Raw genomic sequence first — 22,506 nt, 5'->3', positions numbered from 1 at the left:
GCCCATCACGCCTGTATGCTGTTTGCAATATACTTGAATAGATGTTTCATTTGGTCTGTTAGTTTGTTGGCAATACAATCCATGACAGATTTACTGTATTACATAAACGAAAGAGGGACAAACCGTTTAGGCTTGTCCCTCTTTCGTTTATTGTCTATATTTTAAAATATAACATCATGTCTTTTTATTTGGCATCCTTGTTTTTGTTGCCTTCAGACATTTGTTTCCGCATTGTTATTTTACGGCATATTTCTTCTTGTTGATGATGTAAACACCTCTTGTCAGGCCGTCAAGTGCATTGTCTGCCTTTACGTTAGAGCGGATTTTTTGTCCGGCAATATTATATACATCAACATTATCGTTTGCGCCGTTGGTTATGCTTTCGATACCGGTTGACACTGTGTTTTTGTATAGACATACAGCTGTCTGTTGGCTGCTGGCCTTGTAGCAGGCAAAGCGCGGCTGCATTTTGTTGTAATTGATAAATCTGTCAGGGTAGGCTTTGTTGCCTATTTCCGTGTTGCCGTTGCTTATGCTTATTTCCCACAATGCGTTGTCCGTGTCAGCGTCGGTCTTGTTTCCCAGTTTATTTTCACTGCTGTTCAGAGACAGATAGACGTTTTCGGTAGCATCATAGAACGTATAGTATCCGTTGGATGTTCCGAGGATAAGCTGGTAAGGCTTGCCGTCCTTGTTGACTTCTGTAGTTATCTGATTGTCTGATATGCTCACTGTTGCGCTGTTTCTTACATTGTTGTTTCCGCTTTCAGCCAATGCAGTTCCTGCCTCTTCACACACGATGATATAGCCGTATCCCACAGTCAGGTCATCGGCAGACATAACCTTTTTGTAAGTCTGTTCGCCTTCTATCGGGTCTGGATCAGGATCTGGGTCAGGGTCGGGATCCGGGTCGGGAGTTGTTCCTGTTTCAGGTTCAACGTAGTTGTCGTAACTGAAACTGTCTGCGGTGTTGTTGCCCCATACATATTGTTCAAGTCCCGGATAGTCGACATAAGGATTTCTGTTCTGTTGGAATCCGTACACGGCATTGTTTCTGTCTATCTCCTTTTGGCTCACAGGATCTTCCGCAGCCCATTTCAGCAGCATCTTCAATGCCCATTCGGTCAATGCCGGATACTTGTTGTGGCCCAGCATGTCGCTGTTCCAGGTTGATACATTCTCTTCATAGCACGTAACCATATAGAAGTATATGCGTGCGAAGTCGCCTTTGTATTCGTCGTTTGGTTCAAATACAATGCCGCTGTATCCGCTGACAGACGAAGGGCCTAGTTTGCTGAAGCCTCCTTCTGATGTGTATGAAGGGTTGTCTGTTTCGCCAAAAGGATAGTTGCTTCGTCTTCCGTTGACGTATCCGTCTGTCGGTACGAGATGAACGAGGTCGGTATACATCGGTCTGGCATCGTCAAACCAACTTTTGGGCATAGAGTGCTCGCGGTTATATACATCGCCTTCGTTTTTATAGTTCCCAGCCTGGTCGGAGCCGAAAGTAAAGTTTGTGATACCTGAATACATATCCCATACTTTTCCGTCGTTGCGTACGTCTGTTGTTCTGAAGCAGTCCCACAGAGCGTCGTATGACAATTCCTTGTGGTTTCTGATAATTTCAGAAAGCGCTGTTTTCAGTTCGCTTCCTTTCTTGCCGTCAGCGTTCTTGTAGTAAGTTCCGCTGTTGTTGGGGCCTTGCGCAAACAGTTGAGTCAGCATCAAGATCAGGCTGTTCAGCACGACCGTTCTTTTAAGGTTGATCATATTTTAAGTTTTATGTTTATTTTATAAAAGCCAAAAGATATTATTTGCAGGTTTTCTTGCCTCTCTTTTCCCATTCTATAATACCTCCGTCAAGGTCTATCACCTTGTATCCTTCTTCAGCCAGAAGTTGGGCTGCGTCAGCGCTTCTTCTTCCGCTTCGGCAGTAAACTGCAACAGGTTTGTCCTTTTTCAGTATCTTGCGTGCCTTTGTCATAAAGTCTGGTTGCAGTTTGTCGATGTTAATAACACTGTCGGCATCGATGTGTGCCTCGTTAAACTCTTCTGCTGTCCTTACGTCAAGCAATTGTACGCTGTCTGAAGAAATGACAGTTTCAAATTCATTGGCGTCAACAGTCTTGAAGTTTTGTTGTCCGCAGCTGAACAAGCTGCCCGAAACTAACGTCATGATTGATAAAATTAATCTGTTCATAAAATAAGAAATATTCCGCAAATATACTTATTTTGACTCAAACAGAATATGCCTGCCAAGGATTTTCATATAATTTTATCATATTGGCAGGTTGGCTGTTATTGTTCCTTTGGTAATAAATATTTATACTGACAGAATGAAAAAGGTTGTTATCAGTCTGGCTGTTTCAATGCAAATCTTACCACCAAAGGCAGATGGTCACTGTAGCCGTTGCGGTATCTCCATGCTCTGTATGTGCGGTATGGCTGCACTCCGCCGTATTTTTCATCAGGCTCAAGCATGAAAGTCTGGTCGTTTATTCTTCCGAAAACCTTCATGCTATAAAGCCTTTGGCTCACCATAATATGGTCAATGCTGTTCCACTCGCCTTTATATTTGTATGTAGCTTTGGCTCCGTTGCTGCCTTTAGCGTCATGTGAGGCGTTTTTCATTCCATGAAGCTGCAGTTGCATAAGTGCCTTGCTGTCAGCATAGTCATTAAAGTCGCCGGCAATTATAATGTTTGGGTCACTGCTGGCAAGACGTATTGAGTCGATAGCTCCGCATAATGTCTTGGCGATAAGCATTCTGTGTGGGCGTGTAGGCTTTTCGCCTCCATAGCGGCTTGGCGCATGAACTACGAATATATGCAGCGTGTCATCGGTTATAATTCTTCCTGCCACATACAGTATGTCGCGTGTCGGCCTCATTCCCTCCATCGGTCTTATGCGTAGCGGATAGTGCCGTATTGGCTGAAAATGCATGGGGTCGTATATTAAGGCTACGTCTATTCCTCTTTCGTCAGGCGAGTTGGTCACTAAATATTCGTAATTTGCGTTGCGTAGCAGTGAGCGTTTGGTAAGATCTCGCATAACGCTGTCGTTCTCAACCTCACATAATGCAACGAGGTCTGGCAGATGCCAGTCTTTGCCGTCTATTCCGCATGATATGATTGCCTTTGAGATATTGTTCAGCTTATTCCAATATTTTCGTTCTGTCCACTTGCGGTCTCCTTCAGGAGTGAATTCGATGTCGTTTTTCAGACTGTCGTGTCTGAAGTCAAAAAGATTCTCACAGTTAAATTCCACAAATGTGAGAAAAGCCGTTAGAAAAAGAAATGTGTTCATGATATTAGTCGTTGTCAGGTTATTAGCTTTGGTCGTTTTTGCAGGAAGGCATATCTGCCGTGAGTTGTTGCCCTATGTCTTATTATCTGTCTATGGCAATGTCACGTCTTACGTTGTTGCGTATCTTTGTTAGATATTCTTTCATGCCTTCGGCGTCTTTGTTGTCAATTATTTCGAGTAGCCGTTTCAGTTCTGTCCTTATCTGTTCCACCTGTTCTGATGTGTACGGATTGAACAGTATTTCCTGTAACAGAAAATCGTCTTCGTTGAGTACACCTTTGGCAATGTTCATATGGCGTTTGAACGTTGTTCCGGGAGCGTCTTGATGCTTCATGACTGCCGCAAAAACAAATGTGCTGACGAAAGGAATGCTCAGTGAGTAGGCGACAGTCTTGTCGTGCTCTTCAAAAGAATACTCATATATGTTGAGGCCGAGCCGGCTGTACAGATCTTTAAAGAAGATTCGTCCCATGTAGTCGCCTTCGCTTATTATTATGGCGTTTTCATGGCTCAACTGGTTCAGATTGGCAAATGTTGGTCCGAACATAGGATGAGTGGACACGTAGCGATGTCCGCAGTGTTCATAGAAGTCTTTCAGGCCGGTCTTTACAGACGAGATGTCGCTTATTATGCAGTCGGCCGGCAGATGTGGCATAACTTCTTTGAATGCCGATATGGTGTATTTTACTGTAACGGCGTTGATCACAAGTTCCGGACGAAATTCGTCAATCTCATCAAGTGCAGTAAAGCGCAATGTGTTGTAAGTAAATCTCAACCGTTCGGGATTCTTTTCATATACTGCGGTTTCGTGCTCAAAATTGAGCAAATCGAGAAAGAAGCTTCCCATTTTGCCTGCGCCTAGTACAAGTATTCTCATGTTTTTCGTATTTTGGTATAAGCAGGCGGTCTGCACGCGCCATCATCAGTTTTATTAATGGCGCGTGCGTTCCGTATACTTATATTATTGGTTTATAATCTCTATTTGTTGTCTTACGGACTCTTCGTGAACAGCTTCAAAAATCGTCTTGATGAAATTTGGGTCCATTCCGCATAGTGAGCCTTGTGCACCTCGTTTATTCAGAATTTCGTTGTAGCGAGACGTCTGCAGAACGGTCATGTTATGTTCCTTCTTGTAATGTCCTATTTCACGGCACACTCTCATCCTTTTTGACAGAAGTTCCATAAGCTGATTGTCGAGGTCGTCAATCTGTTTGCGCAGCGCGCTGATTCCTTCAGTTGTTACGCTTTGGTCACGAATGACGAGAAGTCCCAGTATATAGTCAAGAATGTCGGGAGTTATCTGCTGCTTTGCATCGCTCCATGCCTTGTCCGGGTCACAGTGGCATTCGATAATCAGACCGTCAAAACCCAGATCCATGGCCTGCTGGCACAGGGGGGCTATAAGTTCACGACGTCCGCCGATATGGCTTGGGTCGCAGAATATAGGCAGTTCGGGTATGCGTCGGCGCAGCTCGATAGGAATTTGCCACATGGGCAGATTGCGGTAAATCTTTTTGTCATAGCTTGAGAATCCGCGGTGTATGGCTGCGATGCGCTTTACGCCGGCCTGATTGATGCGTTCCATGGCTCCAATCCATAGCTCAAGGTCAGGATTTACAGGATTTTTTACAAGTACGGGTATGTCAACGCCTTGCAGACTGTCTGCAATGGCCTGCATGGCAAAAGGATTGGCTGATGTGCGCGCACCTACCCACAGGATGTCGATGTCATATTTAAGGGCCAGTTCAACATGTTCGGGTGTTGCCACTTCTGTAGAAGTTAGCATGCCTGTTTCTTCCTTAACCCTTTTCAGCCACGGCAGAGCGGCCTCACCGTTGCCCTCGAAGCCTCCGGGCTTTGTGCGTGGCTTCCACACACCGGCACGGAATATATGGCAGCCTTTGTAAGCCAGCTGGCGTGCTGTCTCTATAACCTGTTCTTCTGTTTCTGCTGAACAGGGGCCTGCTATTACGGTAAGTTTTTCGTTGTCGCTGGGAAGGTTCAGCGGTAGTAAATCAAGTTCCATAATTGTATTTTCTTTTATTTGTTGTTTCGAATGTTAGTAAGTATCATTTCTGCTTCATGCCCTTTATGCGGCTGAGAGCCTCCTCTATCTTGTCGTCTTTTGCACACAGCGATATGCGTATATATCTTTCGCCGTTGCTCCCGAATATAAATCCCGGCGTGATGAACACTCTTGCCTCATGCAATACACGTTCTGTGAGTTCCTCTGCATCGTTATATTTCTCAGGAATTTTGCCCCACAGGAACATTCCGACCTGTTTGGGGTCGAATGTGCAGCCGAGTTCTTTCATTATTTGTTCGGCTGTGTCGCGCCTTCTTCTGTATGTCGTTATGTTTGCCTGGTGGTGCCATTCGTCGCTGTTGTTATATGCCTCGGCGGCGGCAAACTGTATTCCGCGGAATGTTCCCGAGTCAATGTTGCTCTTTATTTTGAGAATCCATTCGATAAAACGGCTGTTGGATGCACACATGCCGACGCGCCATCCCGGCATGTTATGACTCTTGCTCATGGAGTTGAACTCTATGCAGCAGTCTTTTGCCTCAGGAATTTGCAGCAGCGACAACGGTTTCTCGTTGAGAATGAACGAGTATGGGTTGTCATTCACCACAACTATTGAATGTCTTTTTGCAAAGTCTACAAGTTTGCGGTATGTATCCTCCTGCGCATTTGCTCCTGTAGGCATGTTGGGATAGTTGGTCCACATCAGTTTCACCTTGCTCAGGTCCGTTTTCTCAAGCTCATCAAAGTCAGGCTGCCATCCGTTGTCTTCACGCAGATTATAGTTGACCACCTTTGCGCCAAGTATTTTGCTGAGCGAAGTGTAGGTAGGGTATCCGGGATTAGGCACCAGCACCTCGTCGCCGGGATTGACAAAGGCAAGCGTTACGTGCAGTATGCCTTCCTTTGAGCCTATGAGCGGCTGTATTTCTTTCTGAGGGTCAAGGTCAACATTGTACCAGCGTTTGTAAAATCCGGCCATGGCCTCACGCAGTTCCGGCGTTCCCATTGTGGGCTGGTAGCCGTGTGAACCGTCTTGTCGTGCCACTTCGCACAGTTTGTTTATCGCGGCTTCAGACGGCGGCATGTCCGGACTGCCTATTGCCAAGCTTATTATGTCCTTGCCTTCGGCGTTAAGCCTTGCCACCTCTTTCAGCTTGCGGCTGAAGTAATATTCGCTTACAGCCGAAACTCTTTCTGCCGGCTTTATGTTATGGTCTGGGTTGTTTTCCGTCATCTTGGTATTCTCCTAAAATTTTAAGTTCCTTTGTCAGCGGCATTATTGCGTCTATGCTTTGGCGATAGCGGGTCAGCTGGTTAAATGCAAGGTCAACATAGAACATATATTCCCATTCGTGGCCAATGATAGGCAGTGACTGTATTTTTGTCAGGTTGATTTTGTAGAACGAGAAGATGCTGAGCACCTGTGAAAGGCTGCCTTCCTCGTGAGGCAGAGAGAAAACAATACTTGCCTTGTTTGTCTGCTCTAGCGGACGCAGAAAGTCGGCTTTGTTAGGATTGCTTACAACCAGGAATCTTGTGAAGTTGTGCTTGTTGTCCTCAATAGATTCCTGCAGGATTTTCATTCCATAAAGGCGTGCGGCGTTAGCGTTGCATATTGCAGCCCATCCCTTGCATTTGTTCTCAGAGATAAACTTTGCTGCTCCGGCCGTATCTTGAGCTTCTACAGCTTTCATTTCCGGATGTCCGGCAAGAAATCCGCGGCACTGCATAAGTGCGACGGGGTGGGAGTGTACCTCGGTTATCGTTTCCCATGAGTCTTCCGGCAGACAGCATATGCTGTGCTCAATGTGCAGTTTGTGCTCGCCGACGATGGTTGTTCCCGAGTCGCGCAGCAGTTCATAATTGTGGAGCAGCGAACCTGCTATGGTGTTCTCTATTGCAAGCATGCCTATCACCGTAGGGTCGTGCTTTATGTTCTCAAACACTTGTTCAAACGTTGAGCAGCATATCAGCTGTATTTGTTCGTCCTTGAAATACTGATGTGCTGCAATGTCGTGAAACGACCCGATTGAACCCTGTATTGCTATTCTCTTCATGTTTATTTATTATTTTCTTTATAATGAAAAATCCCGCCTCATTGTTATGAAGCGGGACTTGTTTGTATCTTTCTTAAAAGATTGTCTTGTCATAAGTTGAAATCTACACGCAACTTCCCGCTTCACAATTCCTTGCAAAGTAAAAATAAAAGTAAAAGAAAGATGCGTATAAATTATTTCTCATTTTTTGATATATTTTCTTATTTGCTTGCAAAAGTATAATATTTAAATGACACCTACAAACATTTTATATTAAAATTTTGTTATAAGGTTTCATTTTTGCTTTTTTATTATTATAATAATGTCTTATTGTATATCAGAACACTCCGTATGGATCCATAGACTTGTATTTCTCCTTCACTTTGTTTTCTATTCCTTCTTCGTCGTTGTTCTCGGGCAGCTGTGCCGTCAGTTCTTTGGCGTGTTCAATGTCTTCGTTTCCGCCTTTCTCGTCGCCTGTTGCAAGCCGCAGTTCTCCGCGTTCGCGGTATGCATCGATGTTGAACGGATTGGCATCGGTCACTTTTGTATAGTAATCTTTTGCTGCGTCGGTGTTGCCTTTAGCCCGTTCAATTCTGGCTTTCAGCATCATAACGTCTTCGTTGTCCTCGGTGTGTTCAATAAGCCATGTGGCGTCTTCGTCAGCCTCGTCAGTGTCGCCGTTTTTCAGTAATGTCTCTCCGCGCAGCAGGTAGGCGTCGCCATAATCTTCTTTAAGAGATATTGCCTTGGTCAGCATTGCCACGGCGTTGGTTACGTCCTCCTGTCCTATGCACGCCCTTGCATAAAGATACATCACTTCTGCTGTCTTGTCATCAATGAGCATTGCCTTTTCGCATGCCCCGGCCATGGCTCCGTAGTCTTCCATCATATATGCCACGTTGGCCATGCGGATAAATATCTGCTGATTGTCAGGTTGTGCCTCGGCCAGTTTCTGCAGCTGTTCGTAGGCCAGCGTAAGTTCGCCGGTGCGTATGTATGCCTGCGACAGATAGTCGTGTATCTCGAGATCGTCCTGCATCTGCAGGGCATGGGTGAAGCATCTTATTGCAAATTCGGCCTGACCGGCACGCAGTGCACGCACGCCGTCGTATTTCAACACGTCGAAGTTTTTAGCCTCTTCGGCCTTTTTCTTTTCTTCCGGCTTTTCTTCTTTACTGCCGAACAGAGCTTTGAAGAATTTCATATTTTAGTATGGTGTTTGTTGTTTTTTATGATATTAATTTAGTGTGCCGGATGCCATGCGCCCGTTTTTTTAGTCGTTGCATGTCAGGCGCGGCATCATGCGGCGTTAATTGTGCAAATATACTAATTTGTGATGATATCTGCAAATAAAACGTCAATGTTTGTCTTTGCCGACGGCGCCTTGTCTAGAGTCGTGTTTTTCTGTCCATGCATTGCCCCGTATGAGTATAGGCTTTTACTTCGTATAGCTGCAATATGTCTGACTAAGAATGAATTAGAGTTAATTATGATGAAAAAAGGCAGTATTATTTTGAGTTTTCATGCTTACGGATTAATTTTGCCTGTGATGAAAAAGTTGTTGATTATATTGTTTTTATGTGTGTCGGCAGTTTCTGTATATGCTCAGGAAGACAGACGACACATAGCTGTTACCGACACGATTGGCGGCTCTGATATGATGCCGCAGAACGAAATAATTGGTTCGGCTGACGGTCCTACCCATGTTTATCTTCAGGACGGAGACTTCGGTGTAGGCATGCCTCAGACCGACTCGCTCCACCTTCCTGCTTTCGATTCGCTTGGGCGTATGTATGTCAACATGTATCCGCTCGACTGGTGCGGCGCATATAACTGGGATTTGCACAAAGGACTTAATGTTAATCTTGGCGCATCTGTTTTTGCCTCGTTCGGCAAAGGCGCATGGCGTGGTTCGGGGTTTGGGCAGAACATAGCCGCAATGTATGCCATACCGGTGAACAACAAGCTGTCGATAGCCGTTGGCGGATATCTCAATCATCTTTATTGGACAAGCGACTCATACATGGATGCAGGATTAAATGCTGTAATCGGGTATAAATTTGACGAGCATTGGGAGGGCTATATCTACGGACAAAAGTCGCTTTCTAACAAGCGCATGCCTTATCCTCTGTATGATATAGGCAATATTGGCGACCGTATAGGCGCAGCCGTAAAATATAACTTCAGTCCGAGCTTCAGCATTCAAGTGGCTGTCGAAGGCCGGAATATGAAATAGTTTGTCGGCATATAATTTTAATATGTAGATGACTTTATTGTTGCATTATGTATGGATGGAGATCACAAATCCCATACAGTGACAACCTGAATTAAGTTTAAAAAGAATTGTAAACAACTATAGTTATTGCATTGGGAATCGCCAGTTAAATCCAGTACACAGCATTTTGAGTTTGAATATATTGAAATACTAAAAATAAACGGCTGAGTTTTGCATCGTAACTCGGCCGTTTTCGGTTAAAAAGTGACCGAGTTACGATGTGTAAACCTATGGTTAATGATTTGAAAGTATAAGTACTGTTTTTGCTTAAATGATTTCTTTAAAAAGCCAGTAAATTTTATTACTTGTAATTAAAATAAATGCAAAAAGTTACGATTTTTGAGGCGTTATTAGATACGCTGTCTTTTTATCGTAACTTTTTGCACTATATATGGTTCTTATTTGCTGTTATTTATTGCTTCATAAATTTCAGTCGCAGACTGTTCATCACCACGCTGATACTTGAGAATGCCATAAGTGCGCTTGCCCACATCGGAGTTATCTGCCAATGGGCGCCGAATAAGTATGGCAGTCCGGCTGCAAGAGGTATGCATACCACATTATATATAAATGCCCAAAACAGGTTTTGGTGAATCATGCCTACGGTCTGGCGCGACAACTTTATCGCGTAGGCAATTCTGCGCAGGTCGGTTCCCATCAGTGTTACTTGGGCTACGTCTATTGCAATGTCGGTTCCTTTGCCCATGGCAATGCTTACGTCGGCAGCAGCCAGTGCCTGAGTGTCGTTGATTCCGTCGCCTACCATTGCCACGTGATGTCCTTCCGACTGCAACTTTCTTACCATGTCTTCTTTATCCTGCGGCATAACGCGACTTTTCCAGTGGGTTATTCCGGCTTTGTCGGCCCAATATTTGGCCGCTTCCTCCTTGTCGCCACTCATCATATACACCTCTACGCCCTCGTCATGAAGCATCTGCATGGCCTCGCGAGCTCCGGGCTTTAGCGTTTCTCGCTGGTCAAGCGTCAGCGAGTCGGCCTTTGTGAAGTCAACATCCTTATTAGGTATTGTCAGTGTACCGGTCTTGTCAATCACAATGGCATCAATGTTTCGCATGTTTTCAAGGGCTGTTGCGTCCTTTATCAGTATGTTGTTGCGTGCCGCCCTGCCTATGCCAACCATCAGAGCTGTGGGCGTGGCCAGTCCGAGAGCGCATGGACATGCTATAACCAATACTGATACGGCAGAAAGAACTGCGCGCGGGAGCTGACTGTCGCCGTCGACTGCATACCATAAAATAAACGTTATGAGCGACAGGCACAGCACAGCCGGTACGAACACACGGGCAATCTTGTCTGCCACGCGTTGCACCGGTGCCTTGCTGCCCTGGGCCTCCTGCACCATTCTTATTATCTGTGCCAGCATGGTCTTGTCGCCTGTCGCCTCAGCACGGAAACGGATGGTGCCCTGTTTCAGGATTGTTCCTGCAAACACCTTGTCGCCTTCGCTTCGCTGTGCAGGAGTAGGTTCGCCCGTAATCATACTTTCGTCTATATAAGTCTCGCCTGTTGTTATCGAACCGTCTACGGGAACCTTTTCTCCGGCTCTAACCTCAATAATGTCGCCTGAGCCAAGAGCAGCAATCGGCACTTCGTCTATGCTGTCTCCGTTAATAAGGTGCGCTGTTTTAGGTGCCATGCCCATAAGGGCCCTGATGGCAGATGCCGTGCTGCTTTTTGCACGTTCTTCAAGCACGCGTCCTGTAAGCACGAAAGTGATAATCATTACCGATGCGTCATAATATGTATGATTTTCTATGCCGCGCGAGCCCCAGAAAGAGTCGCCCCAGAATGTGTTGAACACGCTGAACAGAAAAGAAATGAGCGTGCTCATAGCCACAAGCGTGTCCATGTTGACGGTTTTATGCATGAGTTGCCGCCAAGCGTTGACGTAAAACACGCGTCCGCAGTAAGCAATGTTTACCAGGGCGATTATCAGCATTGTCTGGTTTGCGGCTGATGTGCTGCCGACATTCAGCCATCTCATGGATATGCCCATGGTCAGGGCGGCAAACACCCACGATGCTGCCATGCGTCTGAGCAGCTGACTATATGCATGCCGTTCAATGGCTGCAACCGATTCGTCTTCATCAATCACCAGGTCGTATCCAGCCTTGATAATCTCTTCTTTCATCATCTGCGGCGTTATCACTTTCGGGTCGTATTCTACAAGGGCTGTGCGTGCCGCAAAGTTCACTGCAGCAGAACTTATTCCGTTCAGTTCGTTCAGCCTTCTTTCCACGTTGGCTGCGCATCCGGCGCATGCCATGCCTATGACGGCTATCGTCTTTTTTTCCATTGTTTAGTATGTTTTTTAAGTAATGGCATAGCATGGCTGCAAGTCCGGTCTGAGTGCTTTGCCGTTGTGTAATCCCAGGTCGCGCCATTGCTTCTGCCTTTTCTGTGCAAAGGTAGTTATAATGTGTGGTGAAGGTGTTACGAAATAATGGAAAACATTTATAACATTTTGTCGCTATATTGTGTTGGTCAGGCTATCCTTTGATGTTGCAACTGCCGCTATAGCTTGTCGAGTTGTGTCAGGTTCTTTTCCTTCAGGGCCTTAAACTGCGATGGAGTCATTCCAGTAATATTCTTGAACTGTGTGCTGAGATAGGCTACGCTCGAATAGTTCATCATGTCCGCTATTTCGCTCAGCGACATTTCTCCGTAAAACAGCAGTTCCTTTATGCGTTCAGTCTTTTGTAAGATGAAAAATTTTTCAATGGTCATGCCTGTGTTTTCTGAAAACAGCTTGCTGAGTGCGCTGTAGTCTGAGCCAAGCTGCTCTGAAAGATATGCCGAGAGATTTGTTCCCGATTTGTTGTTTCTGTAATGCACAAGTTCAATGATGAGGCTCTTTATGCGGTCAACAGTCTGCTGCTGCCGGTCTTCAAGCAGCTCAAAACCGAGTGCCTCTAGTCCGGCACGTATTTTGGCGCGGCATTCAGAATCAACCTCTTCTTTTACGCATACAACTCCCAACTCAACCTTTATGGGTGTAAGTCCAAGATTGCGCAACTCATGTTCTACGGCCATCTTGCATCTATCGCAAACCATGTTCTTGATATAAAGCACTGTATCTTTCATCTGCCGGCAAAGATAATGCATAATTTTCAAACAGAAACATAAAATATAATCAAATTTGATGCATATTCTTTCATATTGTGAATGCATGCGGTTATAATGTTTCGAAATGACATTTTGCTATAATTTTTGACCTAAAATGCTTGTTTGGTGGCTTTTTGTGGCTCGTATTTGCAGTTAAGACCATGCCAGATATGACATAAAGTGGAAAATATTGCACAATTAAAAAGCGTATGAGCATTTTTTTTGCGTCAGTGTTTTAAAATATTTTAAATACAATGCCAGTTATTGTGTATTTCATTATTAAATGATTATTTTTGCATAAGAGAAAGCCGATTATATTTTATGCCGGCCGATGTCGTTTTCCATACCCGATTTACGATGGGTTTTCGGTGTGGTGAAATTAGAATGAGGCAGGCAGCAGAAATGATTAGAAGCGGATTTTACTTAGTGAATAAAACGAATAAGATAATATATATACATAATTATGTTTGAGAATTTAAGCGACAGACTGGAACGCTCTTTTAAAATACTTAAAGGTGAAGGCAAAATAACCGAGATTAACGTGGCCGAAACCCTTAAGGATGTAAGACGTGCATTGCTCGATGCCGACGTTAACTATAAAGTGGCAAAGACATTCACGGATACTGTCAAGAAAAAGGCGTTAGGTATGAACGTGCTTACGGCTGTGAAGCCGGGGCAGATGATGGTGAAGATTGTTCACGATGAGCTTGCAGATCTTATGGGCGGCGAGAGCGTCGGCCTGAAACTTGAAGGACGTCCCGCAATAATATTGATGTCCGGTCTGCAGGGTTCTGGTAAGACCACATTCAGTGGAAAACTTGCCAATATGCTTAAGATAAAGCAGCACAAGAATCCTTTGCTGGTGGCTTGCGACGTTTATCGTCCTGCCGCTATAGAGCAGCTCAAGGTCGTGGCAGCACAGATTGGAGTTCCCGTATATTCGGAAGACAATAATAAGAATGTTGTAGAGATTGCCAACAACGCTATAAAGGAGGCTAAGACCAAAGGTAACGATGTCGTCATCATAGATACCGCCGGCCGTCTGGCTGTTGACGAGGAGATGATGAACGAGATAGAGACTCTGAAGAACTCAGTTAATCCCGATGAGACTCTGTTTGTCGTAGACTCAATGACCGGTCAGGATGCTGTAAATACAGCCAAAGAGTTTAACGACCGTCTCGATTTCGACGGCGTGGTGCTTACAAAACTTGACGGTGACACACGCGGTGGTGCTGCGATAAGTATCCGTACTGTTGTCACAAAGCCAATCAAGTTTGTAGGAACAGGCGAGAAGATGGAAGCCATAGACGTGTTCCATCCTTCACGTATGGCCGACCGTATATTGGGAATGGGCGATATCGTCAGCCTTGTCGAGCGTGCTCAGGAGCAGTTTGATGAGGAAGAGGCTAAGCGCCTGCAGAAGAAGATACAGAAAAACAAGTTCGACTTCAACGACTTCCTAGGCCAGATACAGCAGATAAAGAAGATGGGTAACATTAAGGACCTGGCTTCTATGATTCCCGGTGTGGGCAAGGCCATCAAGGATATTGATATCGACGATAACGCCTTTAAAGGCATTGAGGCGATAATCCTCAGCATGACACCAAAGGAGCGTACTAATCCTGAAATACTTAACACAAGCCGCCGCCAGCGCATAGCCAAAGGATCGGGTACAAACATTCAGGACGTTAACCGCCTGATAAAGCAGTTTGACCAGACCCGTAAGATGATGAAGATGGTTACAGGTTCAAAGATGAGCCAGATGATGGGGGCTATGAAAGGTATGAAGGGCGGTATGCCGAAGTTTTGATGTTGTTTGTTAGCGCACCGCTTTCTGTGCAGCTTTTAGCTTATGCGTGAAGTGCACATGGAAGGCAGGTGGAGTGTGAAATTTGATTATAAGAAAACCAAAATATATGCAATTAATTGACGGCAAGGCTACGGCGGCACAGATAAAGGCCGAAATAGCTGAAGAAGTAAGACAGATAGTGGCCGGAGGCGGCAAGCGTCCTCATCTGGCAGCAATACTCGTTGGACACGACGGCGGCAGTGAGACTTATGTAAAGAATAAGGTTATTGCCTGCGAGGCGTGTGGCTTCAAGAGTTCTCTTATACGCTTTGAGGAAGATGTAACTGAGGATGAGCTGCTGGCAAAGGTTAAGGAACTTAATGATGACGACGATGTTGACGGATATATCGTTCAGCTTCCTTTACCGAAGCATATCGATGAGCAGAAAATCATCATGGCAATAGATTACCGTAAGGACGTTGACGGATTCCATCCGGTTAATGTAGGACGTATGGCAATTGGTCTGCCGTGTTTCATCTCTGCTACTCCGTTAGGCATACTGACTCTTCTTCGCCGTTATGGCATAGAAACTTCAGGACGCAAGTGTGTCATTCTTGGCAGAAGCAACATTGTCGGTAAGCCCATGGCTCAGCTGATGATGCAGAAGCAGTATGGCGATTCGACCGTTACTGTATGCCACAGCCACTCGAAGACATTGAAGGAGGAGTGTCGCGAGGCCGACATAATCATTGCGGCAATAGGTCGCCCTGACTTCGTTACAGCTGATATGGTTAAGGAAGGGGCTGTTGTTATTGATGTCGGCACGACACGTGTTCCTGATGCTACAAGAAAGAGCGGATTCCGTCTTAACGGAGACGTGAAGTTCGATGAGGTTGCACCTAAATGTTCGTTTATCACTCCTGTGCCTGGTGGGGTGGGGCCAATGACTATATGCTCTCTTATGAAAAACACTTTGGCAGCTGGAAAAAAGGAATATTATAAGTAATGACAGCAGAAGAGTATTATTTAGAAGGCAATAAGTACCGCAAGGAAGGCAACTGGCAGGCTGCGCTCAATAATTATCTTGAGGCAATAAAGCTTGATCCGGAGAGTCCTGCGGTTGAAGCCAAACGAATGATTGACAGCATCCTTAATTATTACTGCAAGGATATGTTTAATCCATAAGTCGGTCAGTTGTGAGGCTGAATGTGACTGCTAAGTGTCATAAGATGCTTCATTTCGACTGTCTGATGCCAATGCTCAGTTCATCCTTCATGCTTATACGCGTGATTTGCTTGTTTGAGTATCTTAGTTTAATAGAACAAAAAATTTAATTAACACGGGCGGTGGTTTATTCCGCCGCTCATAATAATAACCTTAAAATAGTATTTATGAGTAAAATCAGAGGAGCTATTGTGGTCAATACCGACCGCTGCAAGGGGTGTTCGCTATGTGTTGTGGCATGCCCTAAAGATGTCATAGCGCTCACAACCACTTGTGTAAACGTACAAGGGTATGCCTATGCCGAGGCTGTAAGGCCAGACGATTGTATAGGTTGTGCCTCGTGCGGAATTGTATGCCCAGACGGGTGTATCACTGTTTATAAGAAAAAGATGGAGGATTAGCAAATGGCAGAGAAAGAAACTATTTTGATGAAGGGTAACGAGGCCATTGCCCATGCAGCTATACGCTGTGGTGCTGACGCTTATTTCGGATACCCAATTACTCCGCAGAGTGAAGTTATCGAAACTCTTGCTGCACTGAAACCATGGGAAGAAACTGGTATGGTTGTGCTTCAGGCAGAGAGTGAGGTTGCATCTATTAATATGGTGTATGGTGCTGCCGGTGCAGGTAAGCGTGTGCTTACATCTTCTTCAAGCCCTGGTGTTGCCCTCATGCAGGAAGGCATTGCTTATATGGCAGGTGCTGAAATTCCCGGTGTGTTTGTAAACGTACAGCGCGGAGGTCCTGGCCTTGGTACTATCCAGCCGTCTCAGGCAGATTATTTCCAGGCAACACGTGGTGGCGGTAATGGTGACTACTATGTTATAACACTTGCTCCTAACAGTGTGCAGGAAATGGCAGACTTCGTTGATCTGGCCTTTGAACTTGCATTTAAATATCGTAACCCGGCAATGATTCTTTCTGATGGTGTTATCGGTCAGATGATGGAAAAGGTGGTTCTGCCTCCATATAAGCCACGCCGTACAGAAGAGCAGATTGCAAAAGAATGTCCTTGGGCTACAATGGGACGTACAAACGGCCGTAAGCCCAATATCATGACATCTCTTGAGATGCAGCCGGAAGTGATGGAACAGAGAAACCTCGCATTGCTGCGTAAATATCAGCAGATTAAGGACAATGAGGTTAGATATGAGAAGACTCTCTGCGACGATGCAGAATATATAATTGTATCTTTCGGTAGTGCAGCACGTATTGCAGAGAAAGCTGTCGAGCTGGCACGCGAAGAAGGCATCAAGGTCGGCTTGTTCCGTCCTATTACTTTGTGGCCTTTCCCGGAGAAAGAGATTGCAGCCCTTGCTGAAGGAAAGAAGGGTATTCTTTCTGCTGAGATTAACGCAGGACAGATGATTGAAGACATTCGCCTTGCTGTTAATGGTAAAGTTCCTGTTGAGCATTTCGGACGTCTTGGCGGAATCGTGCCAGGACCGGACGAGATTGTAGAAGCCTTAAAAAACAAATTAATGAAATAAGCCATGGATAAGAATGAAATAATCTCTCCGGAGAACTTAGCATATAAAAAACCTGCATTGTTGAACGAAACCCCGATGCATTATTGCCCGGGCTGCTCTCATGGAGTTGTTCACAAGTTGGTTGCAGAAGTTATTGAGGAAATGGGCATGGAGAACAAGACTGTGGGTGTATGTCCTGTAGGATGTTCTGTTTTCGCATATCGTTATATTGATATCGACTGGAGTGAGGCTGCTCACGGACGTGCTCCTGCTGTTGCTACTGCTATTAAGCGTGTATGGCCTGATCGTCTGGTGTTCACTTATCAGGGCGACGGTGACCTTGCTTGTATTGGTACAGCAGAGTCAATACATGCTCTTAACCGCGGTGAGAACATAACTATAATATTCATCAACAACGCCATTTACGGTATGACAGGTGGTCAGATGGCTCCTACCACACTTATCGGCCAGAAGACATCTACATGTCCTTACGGACGTACACCTGAGCTGCACGGATATCCGCTGAAGATAACTGAAATGGCAGCCTTAATGGAAGGTACATGCTATGTTACACGCCAGAGCGTTGAAACTGTGGCTGCTATCCGCTCAACAAAGAAGGCTATACGTAAGGCTTTCGAGGCATCAATGGCCGGCAAGGGCTCAAGCCTTGTTGAGGTGGTAAGTACATGTAACAGCGGATGGAAACTTTCACCTGTAAAGGCTAACGAGTGGATGAAAGAAAACTTATTCAAGTTCTATCCTAAGGGCGACCTCAAGGATACAACAGAGGACAAATAAAAAAGCAGACCTATGAAAAAGGAAATTATTATATCAGGATTCGGCGGACAGGGTGTGCTGTCTATGGGCAAGATTCTTGCTTATTCTGGACTTATGGAGGACAAGGAAGTCACATGGATGCCGGCATATGGTCCTGAACAGCGTGGTGGAACGTGTAATGTTACTGTTATCGTCAGTGACGAGCGCGTGTCTTCTCCGATCGTGAGTGAATATGATGTCGCTATCGTGCTCAACCAGCCTTCACTGGATAAATTCGAGCCGAAAGTAAAGAAGGGCGGCTTCCTTATCTATGACACATCAGGTATAATCAATCCTCCTAAGCGTACAGATATTACAGTATGTCCTATCGCAGCAATGGACAAGGCCGTTGAGATGAAGAACTCAAAGGTTTTCAATATGATTGTTTTGGGCGGACTGCTCAAGGTTTGTCCTGTTGTAAGCGACAAGGGTGTCGAGAAGGCTCTGTATAAGACTCTGCCTGAGCGTCACCACGGACTCATTCCTCTGAACATGGAGGCTATAACAGCTGGTAAGGAAATCATCGGCTAAACATAAGTTATCACTGCTCTTGCCTGGCCTTCATGGTTGGCAGGATGCAAGATAAGCGGCAGACCGTTTTCAAAGGTTAGTATATTTGTTTGTACTAGCATTGAAAACGGTCTGATTTTTTATCAAAATATTAAGAATGATGTAAACAGACTATTGAACAGTACTATTTTGCATGATGAAATGCGTTATTTTGTTATGCAAAAGGTATGTTTTTGCGTAGCTTGTGTGGCATGTATATATTTTCCTGGAAAACTTATCACTTATCACATTCTTGCGTAACGTATTGAATGTGAGAATCTTTTGCTGTGATGAGCCTGTACTATAACTCATCACAGCAAAAGAAATATTTGCCAAAATTACTATAAGTGGCGCAGACGATTATTGATGCTGAATATCTCAGATGGTAATTTTTTCAATTCCTCCGTATGGCGCAAGATGTTTAAAACAGTCTTTTTCACTGAATAGCTTGCCATAAATTCCTGCGCACATAAGCACTCCGCCGTGGGCAAAAATGGCAACGCGTCTGTAAGGTTTTTGCTTTAGCTCGTCTAAAAATCCGGCTACGCGTGCATACATCATCGGAAAACTTTCGCCGTTGGTTGTTGGTTGGTGCATATAGTCGTCATACCATCTTTGCAGGTTCTCATCTTCTATCTCGTCAAAGAGTTTCATCTCCCAGCTGCCCATGTTCATTTCCTTCAGTCTGTCGTCAACAACAGGATTTGCCCATCCGCAATACTCGGCAAGCTTTCTTGCTCTTGTAAGCGGTGATGAGAACACCATGTCGAACTCGAGATGCTCAATGTTTTTCTTTGTTATGGCTGCTTCCTGCTCAAATGTATCGGCCACGGGCACGTCGCTCCATCCATAACATGTGCCTTTAGGCACATTTACACTTGTGTGTCTTATGAGAATAACGTCCATAATTGTCTGTTGTTGAAAAATTGGGATGAAACTGTAAGGTAGAACGACAGCTCAATAAGCAGAAACATCGCTCCGCAGCAGTCGCCCGTATATCCTCTCAGCCTACGCCAAATTAAGAGATAAAGAAAATACATAACAAGGCCGGGAATGAATATTATCAAGTCCCAGCGAACAAGTCCCCAGCATGTAAGCACGAGTGGAGCTAGCGGCGCCATGCCTTGAATAAACAGGCTTATGCCAGCCTTAATGTTCATTTTGCGGTAAACAACGTGTGCCTTCGACTCTTCTTCCGTCCGGGCATATGGCATCATCATTATAATCTGCCCTGCAAGCATCTTGCTGTAAGGGTCGGCCGCTAATACTGTCAGTGCAGCCAGTTTTGCCGGCATGGCTGTAAGAGCGAAGAAGAGAATCAGCAGATACATCACAATTCCAACTACGCCGAAGGTACCCGTGCGCGAGTCTTTCATTATGTCTAGAATGCGTTGTCTGTTGTTTCCGCCACCGCCAAAACCGTCGAAAAAGTCGGTAAGACCATCTTCATGTAAGGCTCCCGTTATCAGAAGTCTTGCCACGATAGCCATAAGTACGGCTATTGTATGCGGCAGAATCATTCCGCCAAAATAAATGACGGCAGCCATGATTCCGCCTGTAAGCCATCCTGTCAGCGGCCAGTGCTCAACCACAGTGCGGTAGCTTTCCTTAGGAGGTTCGTGCAGTCGCCAAAAAGGCAGTCTTGTAAAGAAGATAAACGACGCCCATATGTTGTCGTACCATTTAGAAGTATTTAGTGATATTCGCATTGTCAAAGTTGTTCATTTCGTTAATCATTCTGACAGAGCTGTCTATAATAGGGAAGGCACACAGTGCGCCTGTACCTTCGCCAAGCCTTAGTCCCAGGCTCAACAGCGGCTTTGCGTCAAGAAGTTCAAGCATCTTTCGGTGTCCTGTTTCGTCGCCCTTATGTCCGAAAATCATATAATTCTTTATCTCAGGGTAAAGCATGCTGGCTGCCAGAGCGCATGCTGTCATGATAAATCCGTCAACCATTATGATAATGTGACGTTCTGCCGCACGCAGCATGGCACCTATTGTGCTCACCATCTCGAAACCGCCAAAGCAGCGTATTATAGTAGTCGGGTCGGGTGTGTTGCCGTGCCGGTTTCTGAAGTTTCTCACTGCGTCTGCCAAAACCTCATATTTATGTCTTATTCCCGGCGAGTCGAGTCCTGCGCCGGCACCTACGCACTCTTCAAGCTCAATGTTGCCAAACAGACTCATCCATACGCTTGAAGGTGATGTGTTTGCTATGCCCATTTCGCCAAGACATATAATATTGCAGCCGTTGTCTGCCACGCACTTGTCAACCATTTCGCAGCCTATGTTTATGGCCTGCTCAAACTGTTCTTCAGTCATGGCGTCCTCGTATCTGAAATTGGCTGTTCCGTTGGCAATCTTGCGGTTGATTATCTCCTTATATTCCGTCAGGTCATGGTCTACGCCCGTGTCAACAAGATAAAGTCTGAAGCCATGCTGGCGGCAAAACATGTTGACACCGCCGCCGCCACGGGTAAAGTTTATCATCTGCTGCCATGTAACATCGCGCGGCGACACGCTTACGTTCTCGCGTTCAACGCCATGATCACTGCCAAAAAGAATATGGCACTGGCCCGTGAGCTTTGGCGACAATGTCTGCTGTATAAGGCAAATCTGAACTGCCAGACTTTCGAGTCTTCCAAGCGAGCCCTTTGGCTTGTTCAGATTGTCGATTTTTTTTATTATATCCTCTTTTATACCGTTGTCTGGTGCTTTTATTTCAAAATTTTTCATAATCATATAGTTTAAGGATCTTTACTGCCGGATAGAGTCTTGTGGCTTACTTTATTTTTACCGGAATGCCGCAGACCATCATTATCACCTCATCGGCCTTTGATGCCACATACTGGTTCATCCATCCCTGCATGTCGGTAAATCTGCGTTGAACGGCGTTGCCGCTCACTTCTCCGCTACCAATTTCGTTGGTGACGAATATGAAAGTGTTGTCTTTATCCGTAAACTTGTCAAACTCTTTCTTTATTTCTTCGAGAGCCTCGCTCACAGTAGGTTGGGTGTCGGCGTCAGCTTCACGGTCAAAGAAGAAATTGGTACACCAAAGGGTGACGCAGTCAATCACTATTACCTTATTATATATGTCGTGCTTGCTGAGATATTTTTCCTCTTCAATGTTTGTCCATTGTTCACCTCTTCGTTCCTGATGTTTTCTTACTCTTTCCTTGAATTCGTCGTCCCATACGTGAGCCGTGGCAAGATATACAGGATTGTCCGAGAGGCTCAAAGCAAGTTTCTCTGCATATACGCTTTTACCCGAGCGCTGTCCGCCGGTAATAAGAATAATCTTTTTCATATAATGCAAAGGTAATGCAATTTACATTAATATGATAAAAAGTTTATTCGTTTTTTATTTCCGTAGTATTCTTTTATTTATGATTGGTCTTTGCCTTTCGGGTAGTTTTGGCTGTCAGCCGTGTTTTTACCTTTATGCAGACTATGCCATGGTTGGCTAAACTTTAATGAAAACATATAAAACTAATATGCTGCATAATACCTGACAACGGGAGGGACAATAAGCAGTGTGAATAATAAACGTGGCGTTTAGCTTAATCAGGTATTTAAATATATTTACAAATAGGACGTTGTGGCATATTTTATTGCCGTTTTCCTGACTTTTTGTATATATTTTATATTTTTATTTTATAAAACTAAAAAACGTCATATTGTAAATCTCACAGTTAAATCACTTTTAATTTGCTGCTGCTTATTATAAAGTACCAATATTTTGTCCTTTTCTACGTTAATACATACAATTATTTTTCTTAATCAAATTATTTGTCTCTAATAATTTGTTTTGTAAATATTAATTTGTATCTTTGTGTACTGCAATTATTAATAAACCTTAATTCCGCAACACATATTGTTAGAAA

Annotated in this window: 22 protein-coding genes; 8 read left to right on the top strand and 14 right to left on the bottom strand. The window is 44.8% G+C overall.

Features of this window, described 5'->3' with window-relative positions; genetic code table 11:
- Window positions 1-234: 234 nt before the first annotated feature.
- The 8 genes from QVO66_RS00175 to QVO66_RS00140 all read right to left on the bottom strand — a co-directional run bounded on the left by QVO66_RS00175 (window position 235) and on the right by QVO66_RS00140 (window position 8,575).
- On the bottom strand, window positions 235-1,770 hold the full coding sequence (locus tag QVO66_RS00175; RefSeq protein WP_021853332.1) for an endonuclease: 1,536 nt from the start codon (window positions 1,768-1,770) through the stop codon (window positions 235-237).
- Between the two features lie 40 nt (window positions 1,771-1,810).
- Complete coding sequence (locus tag QVO66_RS00170) at window positions 1,811-2,200, bottom strand: rhodanese-like domain-containing protein (RefSeq protein WP_287603174.1); 390 nt, start codon at window positions 2,198-2,200, stop codon at window positions 1,811-1,813.
- Between the two features lie 152 nt (window positions 2,201-2,352).
- Window positions 2,353-3,306 (bottom strand): endonuclease/exonuclease/phosphatase family protein, encoded by a 954-nt coding sequence (locus tag QVO66_RS00165; protein ID WP_021853330.1) that lies wholly within the window; start codon window positions 3,304-3,306, stop codon window positions 2,353-2,355.
- Between the two features lie 82 nt (window positions 3,307-3,388).
- Entirely contained in the window at window positions 3,389-4,183 is a 795-nt protein-coding gene (locus QVO66_RS00160) for a prephenate dehydrogenase (protein WP_288172390.1), read from the bottom strand.
- Between the two features lie 84 nt (window positions 4,184-4,267).
- A complete protein-coding gene (locus QVO66_RS00155; protein ID WP_021853328.1) occupies window positions 4,268-5,332 on the bottom strand; it encodes a bifunctional 3-deoxy-7-phosphoheptulonate synthase/chorismate mutase type II in 1,065 nt (354 codons plus the stop codon).
- A 43-nt stretch (window positions 5,333-5,375) separates the two neighbouring features.
- A complete protein-coding gene (locus tag QVO66_RS00150; protein ID WP_021853327.1) occupies window positions 5,376-6,566 on the bottom strand; it encodes a pyridoxal phosphate-dependent aminotransferase in 1,191 nt (396 codons plus the stop codon).
- On the bottom strand, window positions 6,541-7,389 hold the full coding sequence (locus QVO66_RS00145) for a prephenate dehydratase (RefSeq protein ID WP_021853326.1): 849 nt from the start codon (window positions 7,387-7,389) through the stop codon (window positions 6,541-6,543). The genes QVO66_RS00150 and QVO66_RS00145 overlap by 26 nt, the downstream gene beginning before the upstream one ends.
- A 316-nt stretch (window positions 7,390-7,705) precedes the next feature.
- Window positions 7,706-8,575, bottom strand: a complete 870-nt coding sequence (locus tag QVO66_RS00140) for a tetratricopeptide repeat protein (protein ID WP_021853325.1) — start codon at window positions 8,573-8,575, stop codon at window positions 7,706-7,708.
- Window positions 8,576-8,920: 345 nt separating this feature from the next.
- On the opposite strand from QVO66_RS00140, the gene QVO66_RS00135 reads away from it, so the two are divergent.
- Window positions 8,921-9,607 carry a hypothetical protein gene (locus tag QVO66_RS00135; protein WP_288172389.1) on the top strand — a complete coding sequence of 229 codons (687 nt, stop codon included), beginning with the start codon at window positions 8,921-8,923 and terminating at the stop codon, window positions 9,605-9,607.
- Between the two features lie 451 nt (window positions 9,608-10,058).
- On the opposite strand, the gene QVO66_RS00130 is transcribed toward QVO66_RS00135, so the two are convergent.
- Together QVO66_RS00130 and QVO66_RS00125 are read right to left on the bottom strand one after the other, a co-directional pair.
- Window positions 10,059-11,963, bottom strand: a complete 1,905-nt coding sequence (locus QVO66_RS00130) for a heavy metal translocating P-type ATPase (RefSeq protein WP_021853323.1) — start codon at window positions 11,961-11,963, stop codon at window positions 10,059-10,061.
- Window positions 11,964-12,181: 218 nt separating this feature from the next.
- Window positions 12,182-12,751 carry an AraC family transcriptional regulator gene (locus QVO66_RS00125; RefSeq protein ID WP_053397704.1) on the bottom strand — a complete coding sequence of 190 codons (570 nt, stop codon included), beginning with the start codon at window positions 12,749-12,751 and terminating at the stop codon, window positions 12,182-12,184.
- A gap of 484 nt (window positions 12,752-13,235) precedes the next feature.
- On the opposite strand from QVO66_RS00125, the gene ffh reads away from it, so the two are divergent.
- The 7 genes from ffh (at window position 13,236) to QVO66_RS00090 (ending at window position 18,601) form a co-directional block, all read left to right on the top strand.
- Window positions 13,236-14,582 carry a signal recognition particle protein gene (ffh, locus tag QVO66_RS00120; protein WP_021853321.1) on the top strand — a complete coding sequence of 449 codons (1,347 nt, stop codon included), beginning with the start codon at window positions 13,236-13,238 and terminating at the stop codon, window positions 14,580-14,582.
- 106 nt (window positions 14,583-14,688) lie between these two features.
- Window positions 14,689-15,567, top strand: coding sequence for a bifunctional methylenetetrahydrofolate dehydrogenase/methenyltetrahydrofolate cyclohydrolase FolD (gene folD / locus QVO66_RS00115; RefSeq protein WP_021853320.1), 879 nt, complete (start codon window positions 14,689-14,691; stop codon window positions 15,565-15,567).
- The gene (locus QVO66_RS00110) at window positions 15,567-15,746 is read left to right on the top strand and encodes a tetratricopeptide repeat protein (RefSeq protein ID WP_021853319.1); all 180 of its coding nucleotides are present in this window, start codon (window positions 15,567-15,569) and stop codon (window positions 15,744-15,746) included. The genes folD and QVO66_RS00110 overlap by 1 nt, the downstream gene beginning before the upstream one ends.
- Window positions 15,747-15,952: 206 nt before the next feature.
- Window positions 15,953-16,186, top strand: a complete 234-nt coding sequence (locus tag QVO66_RS00105) for a 4Fe-4S binding protein (RefSeq protein ID WP_021853318.1) — start codon at window positions 15,953-15,955, stop codon at window positions 16,184-16,186.
- Between the two features lie 3 nt (window positions 16,187-16,189).
- On the top strand, window positions 16,190-17,275 hold the full coding sequence (locus QVO66_RS00100; protein ID WP_053397706.1) for a 3-methyl-2-oxobutanoate dehydrogenase subunit VorB: 1,086 nt from the start codon (window positions 16,190-16,192) through the stop codon (window positions 17,273-17,275).
- 3 nt (window positions 17,276-17,278) lie between these two features.
- Window positions 17,279-18,052, top strand: a complete 774-nt coding sequence (locus QVO66_RS00095) for a thiamine pyrophosphate-dependent enzyme (protein WP_021853316.1) — start codon at window positions 17,279-17,281, stop codon at window positions 18,050-18,052.
- A 12-nt stretch (window positions 18,053-18,064) separates the two neighbouring features.
- Window positions 18,065-18,601, top strand: coding sequence for a 2-oxoacid:acceptor oxidoreductase family protein (locus QVO66_RS00090; protein ID WP_021853315.1), 537 nt, complete (start codon window positions 18,065-18,067; stop codon window positions 18,599-18,601).
- A 396-nt stretch (window positions 18,602-18,997) separates the two neighbouring features.
- Here QVO66_RS00090 and cobC read toward each other — a convergent pair whose 3' ends face one another.
- Genes cobC through cobU form a run of 4 tightly spaced genes read right to left on the bottom strand, consistent with a single transcriptional unit; the run spans window position 18,998 to window position 21,929 of the window.
- Window positions 18,998-19,525 carry an alpha-ribazole phosphatase gene (cobC, locus tag QVO66_RS00085; RefSeq protein WP_021853313.1) on the bottom strand — a complete coding sequence of 176 codons (528 nt, stop codon included), beginning with the start codon at window positions 19,523-19,525 and terminating at the stop codon, window positions 18,998-19,000.
- The gene (locus tag QVO66_RS00080; protein WP_021853312.1) at window positions 19,507-20,328 is read right to left on the bottom strand and encodes an adenosylcobinamide-GDP ribazoletransferase; all 822 of its coding nucleotides are present in this window, start codon (window positions 20,326-20,328) and stop codon (window positions 19,507-19,509) included. The genes cobC and QVO66_RS00080 overlap by 19 nt, the downstream gene beginning before the upstream one ends.
- A complete protein-coding gene (gene cobT, locus QVO66_RS00075) occupies window positions 20,303-21,355 on the bottom strand; it encodes a nicotinate-nucleotide--dimethylbenzimidazole phosphoribosyltransferase (RefSeq protein WP_288172388.1) in 1,053 nt (350 codons plus the stop codon). Before cobT ends, QVO66_RS00080 begins: the two co-directional genes overlap by 26 nt.
- Before the next feature lie 46 nt (window positions 21,356-21,401).
- Window positions 21,402-21,929: a bifunctional adenosylcobinamide kinase/adenosylcobinamide-phosphate guanylyltransferase gene (gene cobU / locus QVO66_RS00070; RefSeq protein WP_053397710.1), complete on the bottom strand. Its 528-nt coding sequence runs from the start codon at window positions 21,927-21,929 to the stop codon at window positions 21,402-21,404.
- Window positions 21,930-22,506: the final 577 nt, after the last annotated feature.

Origin of the sequence: Prevotella sp. CAG:255 (assembly GCF_000431195.1) — a bacterium.
Classification (GTDB): Bacteria; Bacteroidota; Bacteroidia; order Bacteroidales; family Bacteroidaceae; genus Prevotella; species Prevotella rara.
The sequence above is the reverse complement of the archived record's forward strand: the minus strand, read 5'-3'. Positions and strand labels throughout refer to the sequence as shown.